Annotated in this window: 13 protein-coding genes and 2 pseudogenes; 10 read left to right on the top strand and 5 right to left on the bottom strand. The window is 42.0% G+C overall.

What is annotated here, in order from left to right; all coding sequences use genetic code 11:
- Positions 1-4: 4 nt before the first annotated feature.
- The 5 genes and pseudogenes from V7K44_RS07600 to V7K44_RS07580 form a co-directional block, all read left to right on the top strand.
- Positions 5-208 (top strand): annotated as a pseudogene (locus V7K44_RS07600) (GTP-binding protein); the annotation flags it as partial.
- Positions 192-692, top strand: coding sequence for a hypothetical protein (locus tag V7K44_RS07595; protein ID WP_334930154.1), 501 nt, complete (start codon positions 192-194; stop codon positions 690-692). The pseudogene V7K44_RS07600 and the gene V7K44_RS07595, both read left to right, overlap by 17 nt.
- 57 nt (positions 693-749) lie before the next feature.
- Positions 750-914 (top strand): hypothetical protein, encoded by a 165-nt coding sequence (locus V7K44_RS07590; RefSeq protein WP_334930152.1) that lies wholly within the window; start codon positions 750-752, stop codon positions 912-914.
- A gap of 376 nt (positions 915-1,290) precedes the next feature.
- Positions 1,291-2,310 (top strand): (S)-8-amino-7-oxononanoate synthase BioU, encoded by a 1,020-nt coding sequence (gene bioU / locus V7K44_RS07585; protein ID WP_334930150.1) that lies wholly within the window; start codon positions 1,291-1,293, stop codon positions 2,308-2,310.
- Positions 2,311-2,508: 198 nt separating this feature from the next.
- Complete coding sequence (locus V7K44_RS07580; RefSeq protein ID WP_334930148.1) at positions 2,509-3,462, top strand: alpha/beta fold hydrolase; 954 nt, start codon at positions 2,509-2,511, stop codon at positions 3,460-3,462.
- 37 nt (positions 3,463-3,499) lie between these two features.
- On the opposite strand, the gene V7K44_RS07575 is transcribed toward V7K44_RS07580, so the two are convergent.
- Complete coding sequence (locus V7K44_RS07575; protein WP_334930146.1) at positions 3,500-3,865, bottom strand: BON domain-containing protein; 366 nt, start codon at positions 3,863-3,865, stop codon at positions 3,500-3,502.
- A 265-nt stretch (positions 3,866-4,130) separates the two neighbouring features.
- Between V7K44_RS07575 and ilvN the strand changes: the two genes are divergently transcribed.
- The 3 genes from ilvN (at position 4,131) to V7K44_RS07560 (ending at position 5,405) form a co-directional block, all read left to right on the top strand.
- On the top strand, positions 4,131-4,649 hold the full coding sequence (ilvN, locus tag V7K44_RS07570) for an acetolactate synthase small subunit (RefSeq protein WP_104905365.1): 519 nt from the start codon (positions 4,131-4,133) through the stop codon (positions 4,647-4,649).
- A 161-nt stretch (positions 4,650-4,810) separates the two neighbouring features.
- Complete coding sequence (locus tag V7K44_RS07565; RefSeq protein WP_334930144.1) at positions 4,811-5,116, top strand: type II toxin-antitoxin system Phd/YefM family antitoxin; 306 nt, start codon at positions 4,811-4,813, stop codon at positions 5,114-5,116.
- Positions 5,088-5,405 carry a Txe/YoeB family addiction module toxin gene (locus V7K44_RS07560; protein ID WP_334875978.1) on the top strand — a complete coding sequence of 106 codons (318 nt, stop codon included), beginning with the start codon at positions 5,088-5,090 and terminating at the stop codon, positions 5,403-5,405. Before V7K44_RS07565 ends, V7K44_RS07560 begins: the two co-directional genes overlap by 29 nt.
- A gap of 11 nt (positions 5,406-5,416) precedes the next feature.
- Here V7K44_RS07560 and V7K44_RS07555 read toward each other — a convergent pair whose 3' ends face one another.
- The 4 genes from V7K44_RS07555 to V7K44_RS07540 all read right to left on the bottom strand — a co-directional run bounded on the left by V7K44_RS07555 (position 5,417) and on the right by V7K44_RS07540 (position 15,114).
- Positions 5,417-6,550 (bottom strand): YbjN domain-containing protein, encoded by a 1,134-nt coding sequence (locus tag V7K44_RS07555; RefSeq protein ID WP_334930141.1) that lies wholly within the window; start codon positions 6,548-6,550, stop codon positions 5,417-5,419.
- A 23-nt stretch (positions 6,551-6,573) separates the two neighbouring features.
- The gene (locus V7K44_RS07550) at positions 6,574-7,218 is read right to left on the bottom strand and encodes an SMI1/KNR4 family protein (protein WP_334930139.1); all 645 of its coding nucleotides are present in this window, start codon (positions 7,216-7,218) and stop codon (positions 6,574-6,576) included.
- Between the two features lie 7 nt (positions 7,219-7,225).
- Complete coding sequence (locus V7K44_RS07545) at positions 7,226-12,472, bottom strand: eCIS core domain-containing protein (RefSeq protein WP_334930137.1); 5,247 nt, start codon at positions 12,470-12,472, stop codon at positions 7,226-7,228.
- A gap of 404 nt (positions 12,473-12,876) precedes the next feature.
- Positions 12,877-15,114: a beta strand repeat-containing protein gene (locus tag V7K44_RS07540; RefSeq protein WP_334930134.1), complete on the bottom strand. Its 2,238-nt coding sequence runs from the start codon at positions 15,112-15,114 to the stop codon at positions 12,877-12,879.
- 811 nt (positions 15,115-15,925) lie between these two features.
- On the opposite strand from V7K44_RS07540, the gene V7K44_RS07535 reads away from it, so the two are divergent.
- Both V7K44_RS07535 and V7K44_RS07530 read left to right on the top strand, forming a co-directional pair.
- A complete protein-coding gene (locus tag V7K44_RS07535) occupies positions 15,926-16,324 on the top strand; it encodes a ribosomal maturation YjgA family protein (protein ID WP_334930132.1) in 399 nt (132 codons plus the stop codon).
- Positions 16,305-16,619 (top strand): annotated as a pseudogene (locus tag V7K44_RS07530) (hypothetical protein); the annotation flags it as partial. The gene V7K44_RS07535 and the pseudogene V7K44_RS07530, both read left to right, overlap by 20 nt.
- Between the last annotated feature and the right edge of the window lie 385 nt (positions 16,620-17,004).

Raw genomic sequence — 17,004 nt, 5'->3', positions numbered from 1 at the left:
CTGAATTAAGGGATTTGTAGCAGTTCCAAACAAAGCCATGCGTCTGGTATTACAGGGTGTCGGTAATCGATTTGACTACTTTTACGATCGGACTTGGCAACCCCACGAACCCCGTCAAACGCGATTAGTGTTGATTGGACGAGAACTCGATCAAGTTCGCATTGAGTCATTAGTGTTGGGGGAGGAAGTCAATGCGACCATCCAATAGTGTTTGGCAAGGAAATTTCGGCTACTGGCAAAACAGCTTTATCCATAACAATATATTGGTAATCGGTTATACAGGATGGAAAAGATTTCAATTATTTGGGCGGGGAGTTGTTATTTGTGATGTGGATACTAAAGTTACTCACCCTACAAATACACGTTTACTGGATAGTGGTGGCTACCTGCTGCTTGCAGATATGATGCGTTTTGATGCCGAATACCAAAAAGGTATTTTTTCTAATTGTCATATCGCCAGTGAACTCCAAGCGGCGTTGTCACAGTCTGGATTCAAGTTAATCAAGACTAAAGACATTTCAACCCATATTGCACCAACGATTGACTTGTGTGTTGATAACTTCCGTACTTTTGGGCTGACTACAGTTAAATATATTGCTGATGTTGTGGCGATCGCGAAGCGCTACGGCGAAACGCCGAAGCACTCCCTCCATTATACTCACTCGGTCGTTGGGCATTTAAGCGCTGGCTAGAAAAGTTAGTTGTCGAGGGATTAGCAGCACGTGCAATTTTTGAGAGCTATTTATGTTATGAAATTCAACTCTGGCAGTTATCAATTCATGAGTTTAATCGAAATGACCCCAGAAATAAACACCCAAGATTGGCAACAAGCTTTTATCGCTAGCAATATATTAGCAATTGGTTACAACGCTTGGATCGTTTATTTAGGAGGAAGTGGTCAGTATACCGCCTAATCCTCGATAATCGACAATGCAATATTCAGGGATGCCTAAAAGCGCATATTCCTCAATAAGCGATCGCCTCCATAAAGGTTTGCATCATCGCGCCACAAACTTTATCCTGTCAGAACATCGAGTTTAGCCAGTCTTTTTAAGCTTTCTTCGGGGTTGCCAGTTGCGTCCATGCTTTAAATCTGGTATATTCCCAGTCAAAAAACTCAAAAGCGATCGCTAGTAGATAAATATCTGCAATATCCAGCCAAAGAACCCAGGATAATGAATCATAATTAATCTCTATAGCTTTGAGTTATCAGCCATCAGCCACCAGTTACTAGCCGGAAGCTGAGATGCTAAATAATCAAGGCTTTTGATTCAACTTAACGAATTGACTATGAATTCTGAACAAATCAAAAATTCTCTAAATATTTCGCCAGCGATACGTGTGGGAGTACTGGGTTTCGGCGGACTCGGACAAGCAGCCGCCAAGGTAGTTGCTGGTAAACGAGAAATGATTTTAGTCGCAGCAGCAGATCAAAAAGGCTACGCCTATGCTGCTGAAGGTTTAAATACTGAAAAATCCATTGCAACCTATCAGTCTCAAGGTTCGGTGGGTTATTTAGAGCCAATTGGTACATTAACAAATCAAAGTATTCAGGATTTAATCGAAATAGCTGAAGTAGATGGGTATTTTCTGGCTTTACCCAACCTACCTAATGACTTTATTCCCAATGTCGCCAAGGAATTTATCAAATCTGGTTGGCGTGGGGTATTAGTAGATGCGATTAAACGCACCACTGCTGTAGAACAACTCCTAGCGATGAAAGAGGAACTGCAAGCCGCCGGAATTACCTACATGACAGGATGCGGTGCTACCCCTGGACTATTAACAGCAGCAGCAGCTTTAGCCGCCCAAAGTTACGCCGAAATTCATCAAGTTGAAATTACCTTTGGGGTGGGAATTGCTAACTGGGAAGCTTACCGCGCCACTGTTCGGGAAGACATCGGCCACATGCCTGGTTACACAGTAGAAGCTGCTAGAGCGATGACTGACGCCCAAATAGAAGCACTACTAGATAAAACTAACGGCGTGCTTACCTTGAAAAATATGGAACACGCTGATGATGTGATGTTAGAAGTAGCCGGGATAGTAGGGCGCGATCGCGTTACAGTTGGTGGTGTAGTCGATACCCGCAATCCCAAAAAGCCTCTCAGCACTAATGTGAAGGTAACAGGACGTACCTTTGAAGGGAAGATTTCTACCCATACATTTACTCTCGGAGATGAAACCAGCATGGCAGCAAATGTCTGTGGCCCTGCTTTCGGCTATCTCAAAGCTGGTAGACAATTGCACCAACGCGGCATTTATGGAATATTCACCGCAGCTGAAATTATGCCACAATTTGTTAGGTAAATAGGGAATGGGGACTGGTGACTAGGAATAAGCTATTGCGCCTTTAATTTGCACTAATATTTTTCAAATATGATTGTGGGGTGGGCATCTTGCCCGCCCTGATAATGCAAGTTGTATACGTAACAGCTTACCCAATTCCCAATCCTCAATCCCTAATTCTTATAATGGGATTTCAACGCTGATAAATCGGAGGTAAGTGTGACCACTACGGTACACTGGCAGGAACGAGTTGGTAATCAAAGAGATTGGATTTGGCGTGGCTGGCAAACTCGCTACACTTACATTCGCCCTAGTCAAAATCACCACAATACAACACCGCTAATTCTGTTACATGGCTTTGGCGCTTCCATTGGTCATTGGCGACATAATTTAGAGGTGTTGAGTGAGTATCACACAGTTTACGCCATAGATATGTTGGGTTTTGGCGCTTCTGAAAAAGCCGCTGCTAATTACAGCATCGAACTCTGGGTTGAACAGGTTTACGATTTCTGGAAAACATTTATCCGTCAACCAGCAATATTAATAGGCAATTCCAACGGTTCACTAATATCTATGGCCGCCGCCGCCACCCACCCTGATATGGTGCTGGGTATGGTGATGATGAGTTTACCAGACCCGTCATTAGAACAAGAAGCAATTCCTCCTCTGCTGCGCCCACTCGTCACAGCAATTAAAAATGTTGTTGCTTCGCCGTTGATACTTAAACCTGTATTTAACTTCGTGCGCCGTCCTGGGGTGCTGCGTCGCTGGGCACGTCTTGCCTACGCTAACCCAGGGGCGATTACCGATGAACTCATCGAAATTTTAGCAGGGCCTCCCCAAGACCGGGGTTCTGCGAGGGCGTTTAGTGCTTTATTCAAAGCTGCGATCGGAATTAATTTTAGTCCTAGTGTCAAGACAGTATTACCAACCTTAACAATTCCGATGCTTTTAATTTGGGGACAAAAAGATCGGTTTGTGCCGCCAGCCCTAGCTAGCCAATTTGCCCAATATAACAAGAAGTTGGAATTGCTGAATCTGGAAGATGTCGGGCATTGTCCCCATGATGAATGTCCAGAACAAGTTAACCAAGCGATTTTAGATTGGATTGAGAGATGGGTTGGCGTAGGCGAAGCCCGCCGCAGGCATCGCCAACCATTGGTTATTCCCTAAATATTATGTAATGGGGGTGCGATCGCATCAGCAGTAACTAGCCAATCGTCGCTTGGTTAGTGTCAACATCTGTAGCACCATTTACAGAACTCGCCACAGAAACCATTTTGTTGAGAATTTCTTGACTGGGGACTTTTCCTTTCAACACCACAGTGCTACCCGTCTGAGCCACCCAAAGGGTATCAACATCGTCGAGTTGGGGGTCTTGATCGAATGCCAACGCTACCCGCTTTGCTAAACCACTTTGGTCATATTCTCCGCTTAAACCCAGACGTTCTGGGGGTATCGATTGCGTAGCAGTAGCAACATTAGCACTGGGCGCTTGCTGTACAGCCTGTGGAGCCGGATTTACTTCTGCATTTTCAGGTTTTTCCATTCCAAACAATCTTTTTAACCAACCCATAAAACTTTTCTCCTATTAGAGGGTTATCAAATCTGAGTATAAAAGCTTTAAACAAATGCTGCATCTGCCAATAAAAAGATATATTCAATGAAATTCTTGCTTGCGGTATGATTTCTAGACAATTTCTCGATTGAGAATGCAACGAGTGCAGCTCTTAAGTTTACAATAGGAGGTCGCACTGAAAATTTAGTGCGGTAGTAGGTCTAGCGTTGCCCTTGCTAGTGTCTGCGTTGCTCAATTCCTGCTCTAGCCTCTGTTGGCGAAGATGAAACATACCCTTTCGGTTCTTGTAGAAGATGAGGCGGGTGTTCTTTCCCGCATTTCTAGTTTATTTGCGCGTCGCGGCTTTAATATTGAAAGCCTTGCTGTTGGCCCTGCTGAACAAGGAGGAGTCTCCCGAATTACAATGGTTGTCCCTGGTGACGATCGCATTATCGAGCAACTCACCAAGCAACTGTACAAGTTAGTCAATGTCCTAAAAGTCCAGGATATTACCGAAACCCCTTGTGTGGAGCGAGAATTGATGCTTTTGAAGGTGAATGCTAGTAGCAGCAATCGCTCAGAAGTGATCGAATTGTCTCAGATTTTCCGGGCGCGAGTCGTGGATGTGGCGGAAGATTCTCTCACCTTAGAAGTTGTGGGAGATCCAGGTAAAATGGTAGCGATCGTGCAAGTATTACAAAAATTTGGTTTGAAAGAAATCGCCCGCACTGGCAAAATTGCCCTGACTCGTGAATCAGGCGTGAATACCGAGTTACTCAAATCTTTGGAAGCAAAGGTTTAGTTGGGAATTTAAATCAAGACTCAGAAATACTCAACCGCAGCAGAAGTCATAGTGGCAATTGTTACTATGACTTCTGCTTAGGGACTAGCAAAAAAGAAATATTCAACTACCCACGAACCGCATAGTTTATAATTTATGTACAACTTTATGTACATTAACTAATGTTGTTTTACAAAATCACATCCCCAACCGATGCGAGAAATGACTTTTTTAAGTTATTAGAGCTGGTGGTAGAAAATCATCAGGTGTATATGATCAACCGTCGTGATGGTGAAAATGTAGCCTTGATTGCTGAATCAGATTTAGTGAGTTTACTTGAGACGGTTTATCTTTTGCGATCGCCTGCTAATGGGCGTCGTTTACTGGATGCGATAGAGGAGTCAAAAACAGGAAAAATCCAATCTCAAACGCTAGCAGAACTTCAGCAGGAGTTAGGGATTGAGCAAGAAGAAGAAAAAGAAAGCTGAACCTATTGAAATTAAACCAGTTATTGTTAATCGCAGTCCTGGTTTTAGTTCTCAATTTAAAGAAGATTTAGCTTGGTGGTTTAAGCAGGATTTTCAGAAAGCATCAAAAATATTAGATTTGGTTACGGCTGTAATGCAAGACCCGTTTGAGGGGATTGGTAAACCAGAACCATTAAAATATATGGATGCAGATATTTGGTCGCGGCGAATTGATTTAGAACATCGGCTTGTATATCGGGTGGGAAACACTCAGATTGATTTTTTAGCTTGTCGGTATCATTACGAATAAGGGCTGATTAACTACCTTTCAATTTTGGCGATCGCTTCTTCTGGCGATACATTACCATAAATAACAGACATAATTCCTGGTAGGTATTCATCCATCATCGTCACATTGGCGTAAACCACCCGTTGAATGAGTGCAAAACTGAGTCTGTCACCTTCGACATCAATGCTAGTTTTGTAGCTAATTTCCCCGTCGGTTAAATCTAACTCAAAATTGCCGATCATCATGCCAGAATTAGCTCTAGTTATAAACTCAGCTACAGCCAGCCGCTTATTTTCTGGTGCATTGACTGGACAAATTGAATAAAAAACGAATTGATTTTGTTCGCTTCTGGCTCTAGCGTAACAATTCCATTTGCCATTTTCGCCTTGGAACGGTATTTGTAAAGCTGGCTGTCCTGGAAGTTGTACAAACGGCCAATTATCAGCTTGGAAAAAATTGATTATTTCTTCAAAAATATTACCATTTGTAGGAGGTGAGGGAATATTTGCCTCTATTTTTTGTGTTATATCATCTAGGTTAATATCAGCTAATTCTGTCAAAAACTTCTCGATTCCTTCCAGCATTTTGGCAGATGCTTTCTGAGTTTTTACAGATAAATTAGCTTCAGTCCAATCTTTGAAAAAGTTGACAATACCTTCAGCAATTCCTTCACCATTCGTGCTTGTTTGAGTAATATTTTCTGGACTAATATAAGACCAAAGAGTACGATAGCCGATTTCGCCTGATTCTTGTTGCTGTTTAACAGATAAACCTAACCAACTTTCGGTCAAAAGGATTTGGTTATCGGGTTGTTCTTGGCTTAAATTCACGATATATTTTGCAGTTTCATCAATATTGACGGCGTGTTCTGCGAAGAGTGGTAATAAATCGGGTTTAAGACTGGTTTCGATGGTGATGTCTGGTTCGCTGAGAAATTTACCAGATGATAGGGGGTTACGCGCATCTGGTTTGAGATTGAATAAGGCGGTGGTGTCGATGCGTTGGTAGAGTTGTGGGTTGACTTGGAAGGTGAGGCGACACTCGATGAGTTCGTTGTTTTGTTTGGTGAGGGTGAGGGTAATGGCACGAACGGTTAAGGGAGATTGGGAGGAGTCGTGTAGGGTTAAGTCAGTGTTGATTTGATGATTTTCTGTTTTTGCTGTCATGCAGAGTTAGTCATTTAATAATTTTATTCCTTATTCAACCTTTGAAAATCCGATCCATCAAAGTCTGCAAAAAGCTGAGGCATAATTTTTCTAAAGTTTCTTTCTTCAGTTGTAATCGGAGCATCAGGGTTAACATCTTCAGGCCCAGCAATAGCTAGATGCCAATACCAAAAACCACGTGATTTCAGTAACAGTTCCAAATATCCCTCAAAATCTACACCTAGCGGTCTCATTTTTTCGCCACGATAATAATAATAGACTTCTGGGTTATCTGATCCATTTAAATAAAGCGCTGCACAAGCGTTACCAATGAAAAAATCTATGGGATGTAAAGGCTTACAAGGATCATCTTCATCAAAATAAATAATATTTTTCCAATCCTTAAATACTTCCTGAACAGGTAACAAATCAATATATCCAGCCGCTAATCCTCCTCCAGGAATTTCTGCTTGCTCCGCTCTTTCCCAGAAAATATTAATTCCATTTGCCTTGCTATAAAAATCAATCATCGCTGGAGTCAGCTTGAACTTGATTTGGGCTGCATTTAGTTCTTCCTCTGTTGCCGGAGGATTAAATTCGCAACTGTCGATGTCGACATCAATAGCTTGGTTATTTCTCAGATCATCTACCATTAAATGAAATTTCTGTACGATATTTATTTTTTTCATTTTATTTCTATTTTTTACCTGACAGTTCTAGTTCTTCTTCAATCGCACTAAGTTTCTGTTTCTTAGTAGATGAAGCTTCTAAGTTTTTACTATCAGTAGAAGATGATGGCTCTACTTCTTCTTCCATTTCACCACGTTTTCGTTTCTTAGTAGATGAAACTTCTACTTTTGTAGGTTCAAATAATGGGTCTTTTATTCCGTCTTTATCACTAAATTCATCCTTGTTAATTTCATTTTTTGTATCCTTTCTCTTCTCTCCTAATTCCGAATGGATAGTTGTTTTGATAGCACCTTTAAAGGATTTTTTACCATCAACATCAAGTTTAGCTGCTTCACAAACCAAATCAGCATTAATCACTCCATTTGCCAGATCAACTTTCTCATTAGCAACTTCAACTTTGTAATAAGCCCAATAGCCCTGAATATTAACCCAATTCTTAACTATACTTTCAACTTGTCGTACATGTTTACTGTTTGCATCAGCAGTTATAGGATAAAGATTTTGTGCGCTTCCTGGGCCACCAAGGTTATCATTTAGCAAGTGTCCTTTTATATATTTTTCGTGATTACCTGAACGAGGATTAGTTTGTAACTTCTTCATTAGCAGATTTAGTGCGCCCCCAAGTGGAGGACTTCCTTGTGGATGATTTGGCCCTAGCTTGGTAGCTTCCATCTTTTTTCCAACCAAGTATTTGCTATCAATATTACCTGTTTCAAAAGTAACCTCTTGCTTAAATTTGTTGCTATGTGTTGTATCTCCTTCGTTAAGTATTAGATCGGAGCCAGAAAGATCAATGATTGCTTTGGGATTAACTTCTATGATTACACTAGCCGAGGGCGTTCCTAGTTTTTCCCACTCAAGCTTCTTAAGTCCAAAATTCTTTTGAATAGCAGGAAAATGTTGTTCGACTTGTTTTGTACTCTCAGATTTGGCAATAATTCCCTGTAATCTTTTTCGAGCTGCTTCTAAATCCTTCTTCTTTACCTCATGAGTTCGTTGATCTTGTGATGTATTGTCTTTACTATTCTGATCTTTCTTTCCTTTCTGTTTATCTTTACCAAACCCAAACTTATCTTTGACTTTATTGCCAAACTTGTCAAACTTATCCTTAACTGATTTTTTCTTCTTCTCAACCCATTTATGACCAGCTTCCTTCTTATCCTCAACCCACTGCTTACCGGCTTTATATTTTTCCTTCGCCGAATCTTTCAGTTTTCCAGCCTTCTTACCAAACTTGCTATTCTTAACCTTGTTACCAACTTTCTTAAACGCCTTCGCACCTTTATCAATTACCCAATCAACTGCTTTTTCCATCGGTTTCCGCAGTTTGTGGAAGATTGCTTGAATCTTGCCGGCAATTCCATCCAAGCCCAAAAGACTTGCTAGGAAACTGATGACGACTGGTAAAGATTTCGCTAGGGCATTTTCAACACCTTTGATTGCTTGATCGATCGCACCACTAGCGATCGCACCAATGGCATCTAAAATAGCATTAATTAAATCAGCAATCTGCTGGGCGCGTTCAATAAAGAATTTGACAATCTCATAAATCGCCTTAGCAGCTTTGATGAATGCTGAAGCCGGAGTCAACAGGCTAAGAATCCACTCAATCCCGGCTGTAATCACTTTTTCAATGATAAAGTTCTTGATGGGTTCGATTACCAAGGCATTGAGGTCGCCCATCTTCTCTTGGACAAACTCCCAAATCCCAGCCACTCCCTGACTGGCTAAGACCTGAAATACATCAACAGTTTGTTCCAATCGGCAGACCTTTTCTTCACCCAATCGTTTCACAGCTTGGGCGCGAATTGCTTCATAAGTGAAGCCCAAAAGCTGCATGGCTAGGCTAAAGATCCCTTTGAGGTCTAAGTTTTCTGGCATTTGAATACCAGTTTCTGCCATAGTACCGGTCAGCCAGCCAATTAATCCTTGCTGGAGGTGCTTCCCGATATTATTCATGAAGTTGAGGAAGCCTTGCTTCAGCGCCTGGATCAAATTAGTCAAGAAACCAATCGGGTTTTTGAGGATTTGCCCAATTACGCCAGCAACTCGCGCTAGCACTTCCAAAAGCATTTTGGTCAGTTCAATGATCGTCTTGATCACTCCCACGATGAAGTCGAAAGCTTTTTGAATAAAACCTTTATTTGCTGCCTTCATCTCTTCAATGCGGGCATCAACAGCTTCCAGGTTTTCTTTATACTTCTGGGCTAGGGTGTCAATTAACTCATCTTGCTTATCGTCAACAGTTTGTTGCAATTCTTCAAATTTGCTGTCAATATCTGCGGCGGCTTGTTGACCAACTCCTTTTAAGTCTTGCGGCAGTTGGTTAACATAATTTTGAATCTCCTGCTTACCACTGGCAATTTCTGCTTTGGCTTGGGTCAGTCCTTTACTGATAATGGCGACGACATTGTTAATGACACCATCCATCTGATTAATATAAAGCTGCCGTCCCTCTTGATAGAAAGCGTTCACCTCTGAGGGCATACCAAACAATTTGTCCCACACCCATTTTCCTGGCCCTAAAATGCCACTGTAGCGATCGCTCTTATATTTGTCCATCCGCTTGCCAACGTAATCCTCGAAGGCTTTTTTGGCGTCAGCAGCACCAGCATCAAAGGCTTGTATAACTTGCCCGTCTAGTTCACCGAGGGTTTTCTCAACCTTGCCTTTGGTCTTGTCATAAATCTTATTAATATCACCAGCAACTTTTGCCCGTGCTTGCTCATCCTTGCTCTTGGCTCCAACCTGTTGCTCCCCTACCTGACCCAGGTTTTGGGTACGGATACCGTGCATTGCTTGCAAATGCTGCTGGGCTGTAGCTTCTGCCGTAGCTTGAGCGGTTGCTAGTATGCCTTGCTCTTGTTGGCGATATTGTGGCGGCGCTTCTTGTGCATTGGTTTGAGCATCTTTCTTGGCTGCAAGTGCCCCTTGAAACTCCGGTTCATTAGAGTTTGCCAATTGCTCCTCGGTAACATCCGCCTCTTTCATCTGCTGGTCAAGTTTTTTACTGTCATCTTGCAGTGGTGCCTCGACTTCACCTTGTCCTTTAGATTTGGGTGCAGCTTTATCTGCATCAACGCCTGTTGGCGTTGTCCCTGGCTCATTCTTAGGCAGTGGTGTTACTTGTTTAGCCTCAATACCACTGGCATCAGGTTTTTCTTTAGTTTTCTCTTCTAGCTGACCCTGAGAGCTTTTCTGTTCTTCTTTAACCTGACCACTCAAATCGCCTTTCACAGAGTCAAGTTTGTTGTTATTTTTAAAGTTGTCCGCCTCTTCCAAGTTCTTGGGAGCCATATCAGCAATGCGCTCCATCAATTTGGCTTTGAAGGCGGCAGCGTCAAATCCTGGTGTTGGGGCTTGTTGCATCTCCCCAACTTGATTGGCTTGCGCTTTGCTGTCTACTTCATTACCTGGGGGTTGGGCTGCCGCTTGGGCTTCTTGGGCTTTGCTATTGGCAGGTGGGTGTTTTTTCTCAAGTCCTGCAACCTCTTTTGTTGTGCCGGCTACCGCTTGAAATGCTGGGTCATCTTCAGGGGAAGTGGGAGCCTTTTTACCATCATCTGCTGTAATGGCTACATTTGTTCCTGGTAATCCAGCGATCGCTTTCCCTGCGTTTCCTCCAGGTAAATCTGCTCCTGGTAATCCTCCTTTGCTTTGACCTTGCTGTTGAGAATCGGCCTTTTCTGTACTAGCTTTGGTATCTTTTGACTCAAGCTCTTTTGGTTGATTTCCCTCAACCTCAACCTGTTTCTGAGTTACTGCTGCACCAACCTTTTTTGTCGGGGGTGGATCTGTTGCCGCGTTCCCACTCTCATCTGGGGGTGTCGGGGTAGCTTGATGTTTTTCTGTTGTAGCCTGATTTTGTTGTTCGCCGTTTTCCGTATCAGTTTTGGATTCTACAGATTCTAAATTTTTGTGGTTATCTTCGTCAGTTGGTTTTTGGAAATTCTCCCGCAGTTGGATAGATAGCTGATACCCTTTTGTCTGGAGTTTGTTTTCTTTTGGTGCTAGATGAAGAGATTTCGGCTGCACTGCACTGCCATTCTGCTGGACAACGTGCGTCAACTCATGGGCCAGTAATTCCTTGCCTGCATTACTTCCAGGAGAGTATTCGCCTTGACGGAAGAACACATCCTGCCCTGTGGTGAAAGCACGAGCTTGTATAGATTCATTTAACTTATTAGATTGAGCATCAGTATGAACCCGAACGCTACCGAAATCAGCCCCAAATGCTTGCTCCATTGGTTGCTTGATATCATCTGCAAGCGGCTGCCCATTTCCCCGCGCTTGTTGGATTGAATTTTCTAGCTCAGATGTTGCTGCTGTTCTTCCTCCACCCTGACGCTGCACCAAAGGAGTAATAAAATCCCCCAAGGATTTCATTTGTAATTGGTCTTCTTCCTCTGGTAATGCCTCCCGTTGGATAGACTGCCGACTTACAGGCTCGCTCATCCTCTGCATCACCAACTGAGCGACGCTATCAGCCTCCTGTTCATAAATGTCTCCAGGCTGGTTAACTGTCAGTTTTGTTTGTGGACGCCGGAGTGATATTCGACTAATGTCATGTCCAAGCGGTTTGCTTGGGGATTTTACCTCATTCACTGCCTGGGATGAAGTACCAAGCGGCTTCATTTGCAATTCTTCTTCTAGTAGTTCCTCCCGTTGCAGCGAGGGAGTTTCTCCCAAAGATTTCATTTGTACTTCTTCTTCCTCTTCCTCTGGCAGTTCCTCGCGCTGGATACTGCTCTCTGGTTTCATTTGCAATTCTTCTTCATCAGGTAATTCTTCTCGCTGGAGTTTCTCACTCTCTGGCTGATGAATCCTTTGCATCACCTGACGTGCTGTTTGGTCAGCTTCTTGCTCGTACTTATCTCCAGGCTCCCCAATCGTCAGTTTTGCCTGAATTGGTGCTGGTGTATCTGGTCTTCTGACTGGAATATTGGCAAAGTTATGACCCAATAGAGTTGCTTTTTCCATTCGAGAATTCAAAGATCGATCCATCTTGGCTTGCAATACAGTCAGCCGTTCTTGTCCCTCTGGCGTAATCGTCCGATGCTTGGCTTGTAATTCCAACCCAGTTACTTCCATCTTTTCTTCTGCAAAAGCTTCATTCTCTACGTCCGTTTGTGTCACAGGCGTAAAAGATGCTTTTTGAGTTTGGCCACCAAATGGTCTATGGGCCAATTGAGAAGTTTGTTCTGGTGCTTGGGAATTAGAAAAGCTGGATGAGGGACTTTTGAGGGATTTCATCGGTTTTATTGCAACTATTGACGATTCAATTTGTCTAGGTGATTAGCGCTCTTTTATTACTCTCGTCAGATTAAATTTGAAACCCTATTTTGGCGTTAGTCCGCGCAGGCGGACTTTGTTTGTGTAGCCGCGATTTCTAATCGCTTGGATTATTCTCTCTCCAGAGTCATAGAAGAGCGTTAGTTTTGATTATCATTTACCCAAAATTGCAATTATCAAGATAATTTTAGAACGTTAATCAATTAGAAAGAATTAAGATGTGTTTCCCCCGAAGATAAGTACTGGCTTGTAAATAGTCTCATGTCGGATAAAGGAGAACACGCAGCCGTGTTCCCCTAGCCACAAGAAAAAGTATCCTTGAATCTGCCTTGTGATATTAGTACTTTCTTAAGTTGGCAACGTTTTTATGCAAAACTGACTCCTAGTGTATAAGAAAAATCAGGATTAGAACTGCTACCAGAGAAAGTTCCGCCATCTTCAGGCAAGAAAGCATATTTACTCACTGAAATGTAGTACGTACCTGCACTCAAAGAACGGGTAATCAATGAAGAATTACTACCGCCATTATCGTCGTTTGTTTCCAGTAAAGTCCCAATCCCAGTATCTTCAAACAGTCCGAGAACTGTATCTCCCGATGTCACTGTCTTAATAGTGACAGTTCCTGGATTTGCTAAAGAAAATTTAAAAAAGTCGAAATCGGGATTGTCCCCTGGTTGAACTGTGGCAATTTGGGCTGAAAGATTAATGTTTGAGCCTGATGATAAGGAACCTAACCCTTCAGCAGTAGCTAGTGTGTTGTTTGTACCTTCTCCAGCATTTTCCCCCTCAAAGAAAAGGAAGTCATCACTATCAAGTTTGAGATTGTTTTTCCCTAGCGCAATACCTACGATCTCATCTGGTTCTGCTCCCGGTTTGTTTGAGAAGATTCGTGTGTTGCTGCCAACAACTTGCAGGCGGTAGTCTTGTAAAGATCCTTTGAGTTCAATTCGATCTTGGCTAGAGTCGAAGTCAGTAATAGTAGCGTAGTCCCCAAAACCAGGATTTGCGCTGTTGTTGTCGTCGTAGAAAATATTTACAGCGTCCCCCAGAATAAATCTATCTGCCCCAGTCCCGCCAGTTAAGGTATCGGTTTCCCCTAATCCAGGTGGAAGCGGACTACCAGGAAAAGTACCGATGAGGATATCGTTTCCAGATCCCCCATTGAGTATTTCATTGCCCGGCCCGCCTTGTAGGCTATCATTGCCGTCCTCACCATTGAGGATATCATTGCCATTATTACCGTCTAGCGTATCATCGCCTGCTCTCGCATTTAGAGTGTTATTAGAAGTATTACCAAAAAGAAAGTTGTTAAAACTGTTACCTATCCCGGTAATGTTGCCATCTCCCGTCAGCCTTAGGTTCTCCAGATTGGCTCCTAGTGTGTAGCTGACAGAAGACCGGACGTTATCTGTACCTGAATTTGCAGCCTCTGTAATGGTATCAAGAGTAGTGTCAACGACGTAAGTATCGTCACCTGCTCCCCCATTCAAAGTGTCAATACCTAAGCCGCCATCAAGTGTGTCATTGCCATTATTACCGGATAATCGGTTATTTTGGTTGTCGCCAGTAATGCTGTCATTTGCATTTGTGCCGATGATATTATCAAAGTTAACTGCGGTAAATGACAATGTTCCTAAACCAGGAACGTTATTAGCAGCTAAACTTTGGGTTTGCAGGTTAGCGGTAATAAATACCCCAGCCAAAGATTGAGATGCATCTATGGTATTGTTGGCAACCTTAGAATTAGCAATAACCTTTTCGACTTTAAAGAGTAGGTCTTTTCCCAATCCTCCAGCTTTTTGAATAGTTCCGACACCTGACAAGGTAATGGTTTGACCTAGTTGAGTGTAGTCTGCGGTATCAATGCCATCTCCACCATCAATGCTGTCGTTACCCTGACTGCCTTTAAAGGTATCACTGCCTGCACCACCTTTTAAAGTGTCATTTCCTACACCCCCATCAAGTGTATCATTGCCATTATTACCGGATAATTGGTTATTTTGGTTATCGCCAACAATGATGTCATTTGCATTTGTGCCGATGACATTATCAAAGTTGACTGCGGTAAATGACAATGTTCCTAAACCAGGAACCTTGTTGGCAGCTAAACTTTGGGTTTGTAGGTTAGCGGTAATAAATACCCCAGGCAAAGATTGGGATGCATCGATGGTGTTGTTGGCAACATTAGGATTAGCAATAACCTTTTTGACTTTAAAGAGTAGGTCTTTTCCCAATCCCCCAGCTTTTTGAATCGTTCCAACACCTGATAAGGTAATAGTTTGACCGAGTTGAGTGTAGTCTGCGGTATCAATGCCATCTCCACCATCAATGTTGTCGTTACCCTGACTGCCTTTAAAGGTGTCATTGCCTGCACCACCTTTTAAAGTGTCGTTTCCTGTGCCCCCATCAAGTGTATCATTACCATCTCCACCACTGAGACTGTCGTTCGCCGTGCCACCTGCGAGGGAATCGTTACCAGCCAAGCCATTCAAGATATCGTTACCGGAGGCACTATTGGCGTTACCACCACTAGCCCAACCAACTATGGTGTCATTTCCCAAACTCCCATTTATCGTGTCAGGATTTGTAGTACCGAAAGCCATATTATCTCTCCTAAATTTCTCACTAAATATGTAAGTTCAGCATCAATCAAAGAACTATTTATCAGTTCAATGTAGATTACTTGTAATTTGCATAATCTCATGTTAAAAAACATTAACTATTTAATTAGGAACTTCTCAAGAAAAAATATCCAACTACTTACTGTGGGCTGATACAAAAAGCCAGCCCTTTGTTGCAAGCGAAACGCTTGCTCTACAAAATCAGATAATTTATTTTCTGAAAGCCCATTAATTGATTACGCAAAATATTAAGTAATTAGGTCGAATATTTGGTTTTTCTCCAACTTTTTGAACCCATGCTGTAATTATTTAACTACCATGAAGTATAAGGTTACACTAACTTTTTTATCAAATCTTAAAAATCCTTAATAAATCCGATTTATAATAAATTAATATATGTTTGTAAACCTGAAATTAAATATTTTTTAAAATCTAGTGATTTGTTTGATTAATGTTGATGTTGCCAGCTTTTTAGCTTGATGGCGTTTGTCATAAAGTTAGGCTTAAATATCATTTTTTTGTTAAAAAACTATTATGTTTAATTACAAAATAACATTTATTTATGCTGTAGAATGATAAATATGAATATTTAGTTATATATTGCTTTCTTATAGATCAATAGGAGACTGAAGCCAAACCAGAAGGCGTAAATTGAGGACTATTGAAAATTTGAATGGCGATTCAGACCCTAACCAAATTTTACTTAATATTGTCTTCTCTAGTACCCAGCCGAGACTTATAGTCGTTCCGTTGCTAAAATCTTGCATAGTCTCTAGTCTCTAGTCTATAGAAAATGCTTCGATACCGTAACCAAACAATATTTATTCTTATTTCTGTACTCATCGTTGTACCGATGGGATTTTTGCTTAAGTATTATAATGGGCCTGCCCATCACTGGTTTAATGACTACGGAGCAGCTGTATTTTACGAAATATTTTGGTGTCTGTTCGCATTTTGGTTTTTCAGAAGTCGGGCAGCGGTAATCCAAATTCCTATATGGGTTTTTGTCATCACCTGTATATTAGAATTCTTGCAACTTTGGCATCCGCCACTATTAGAGCAAATTCGCGCCACCTTGATAGGTAAATTGTTGCTTGGTACGACCTTTGTTTGGTGGGATTTTCCTCATTATGTATTGGGTTCTGTTTTAGGTTGGTTGTGGCTACGACAATTACACCGAATGGCAAGTTAAACCAGAAACCTTAAAAGGCTGGTCGAAATATTGTCTCAAACAAGAACTAACACCAACGCAGTTTGAAAATAGCCCCGTGAAGGCACGTCAAGTTGTATCTTGCATCACGCGCCGTGAGTTTAACAAGCAATTTATCGCCACCAATAATAATGAAATCGCTGCTGTGCGTGGCGCCGGTTGCTGGTGGATGACTGGCAGCTATACAGGCTACAACAGCGGATTTACTGCTACATATCTTCAAAAAGTTGTGGGTTTTTACCAACAGCAGCGTTCAAAACCAGCAACTACTCCATAGAGATCACCAAATTAATCGCCGCGATGTGGCAATAGAAATATGAGTGGAAAGTAATTTAGAGACGTAAGTAGAACAGGTGGGAAAAACCAAACTATGTTAATAAAGGTAAAGTGGACTAAAACCCTCTTTCCTCCTGCCTTCTCCCTTGGCGCTAGCCTCTCCCTTTGGGAGAAGGGGAGACGCTAAAAGCGATCTGCCTCCTGCCTGAAACTGATGATAAATATTCACACCGACTTACTTAGTAGTGCTATGTCTCTACAAGGGTTATGGATAACGCATATTTAACACCAAATATCTAATGATGAAGCGATCGCAATTAAATAAAATCAACTGCTACGCGTCTATATTGACTTTAATACAGAGTTTTAGCTTTAATCCAACCGTA

This window comes from Nostoc sp. (assembly GCF_036917235.1).
Taxonomy (GTDB): domain Bacteria; phylum Cyanobacteriota; class Cyanobacteriia; order Cyanobacteriales; family Nostocaceae; genus Nostoc.
This window is presented reverse-complemented; position numbering and strand designations above follow the sequence as displayed.

Bases quoted from the DNA above. Each gene is read 5' to 3' on its own strand.
- ilvN (WP_104905365.1), top strand. From the start codon at position 4,131: ATGAAACATACCCTTTCGGTTCTTGTAGAAGATGAGGCGGGTGTTCTT.
- V7K44_RS07590 (WP_334930152.1), top strand. From the start codon at position 750: ATGAAATTCAACTCTGGCAGTTATCAATTCATGAGTTTAATCGAAATG.
- V7K44_RS07535 (WP_334930132.1), top strand. From the start codon at position 15,926: ATGCTTCGATACCGTAACCAAACAATATTTATTCTTATTTCTGTACTC.
- V7K44_RS07595 (WP_334930154.1), top strand. From the start codon at position 192: ATGCGACCATCCAATAGTGTTTGGCAAGGAAATTTCGGCTACTGGCAA.
- V7K44_RS07550 (WP_334930139.1), bottom strand. From the start codon at position 7,218: ATGAAAAAAATAAATATCGTACAGAAATTTCATTTAATGGTAGATGAT.
- V7K44_RS07565 (WP_334930144.1), top strand. From the start codon at position 4,811: ATGTTGTTTTACAAAATCACATCCCCAACCGATGCGAGAAATGACTTT.
- V7K44_RS07545 (WP_334930137.1), bottom strand. From the start codon at position 12,472: ATGAAATCCCTCAAAAGTCCCTCATCCAGCTTTTCTAATTCCCAAGCA.
- V7K44_RS07575 (WP_334930146.1), bottom strand. From the start codon at position 3,865: ATGGGTTGGTTAAAAAGATTGTTTGGAATGGAAAAACCTGAAAATGCA.
- V7K44_RS07540 (WP_334930134.1), bottom strand. From the start codon at position 15,114: ATGGCTTTCGGTACTACAAATCCTGACACGATAAATGGGAGTTTGGGA.
- V7K44_RS07555 (WP_334930141.1), bottom strand. From the start codon at position 6,550: ATGACAGCAAAAACAGAAAATCATCAAATCAACACTGACTTAACCCTA.
- bioU (WP_334930150.1), top strand. From the start codon at position 1,291: ATGAATTCTGAACAAATCAAAAATTCTCTAAATATTTCGCCAGCGATA.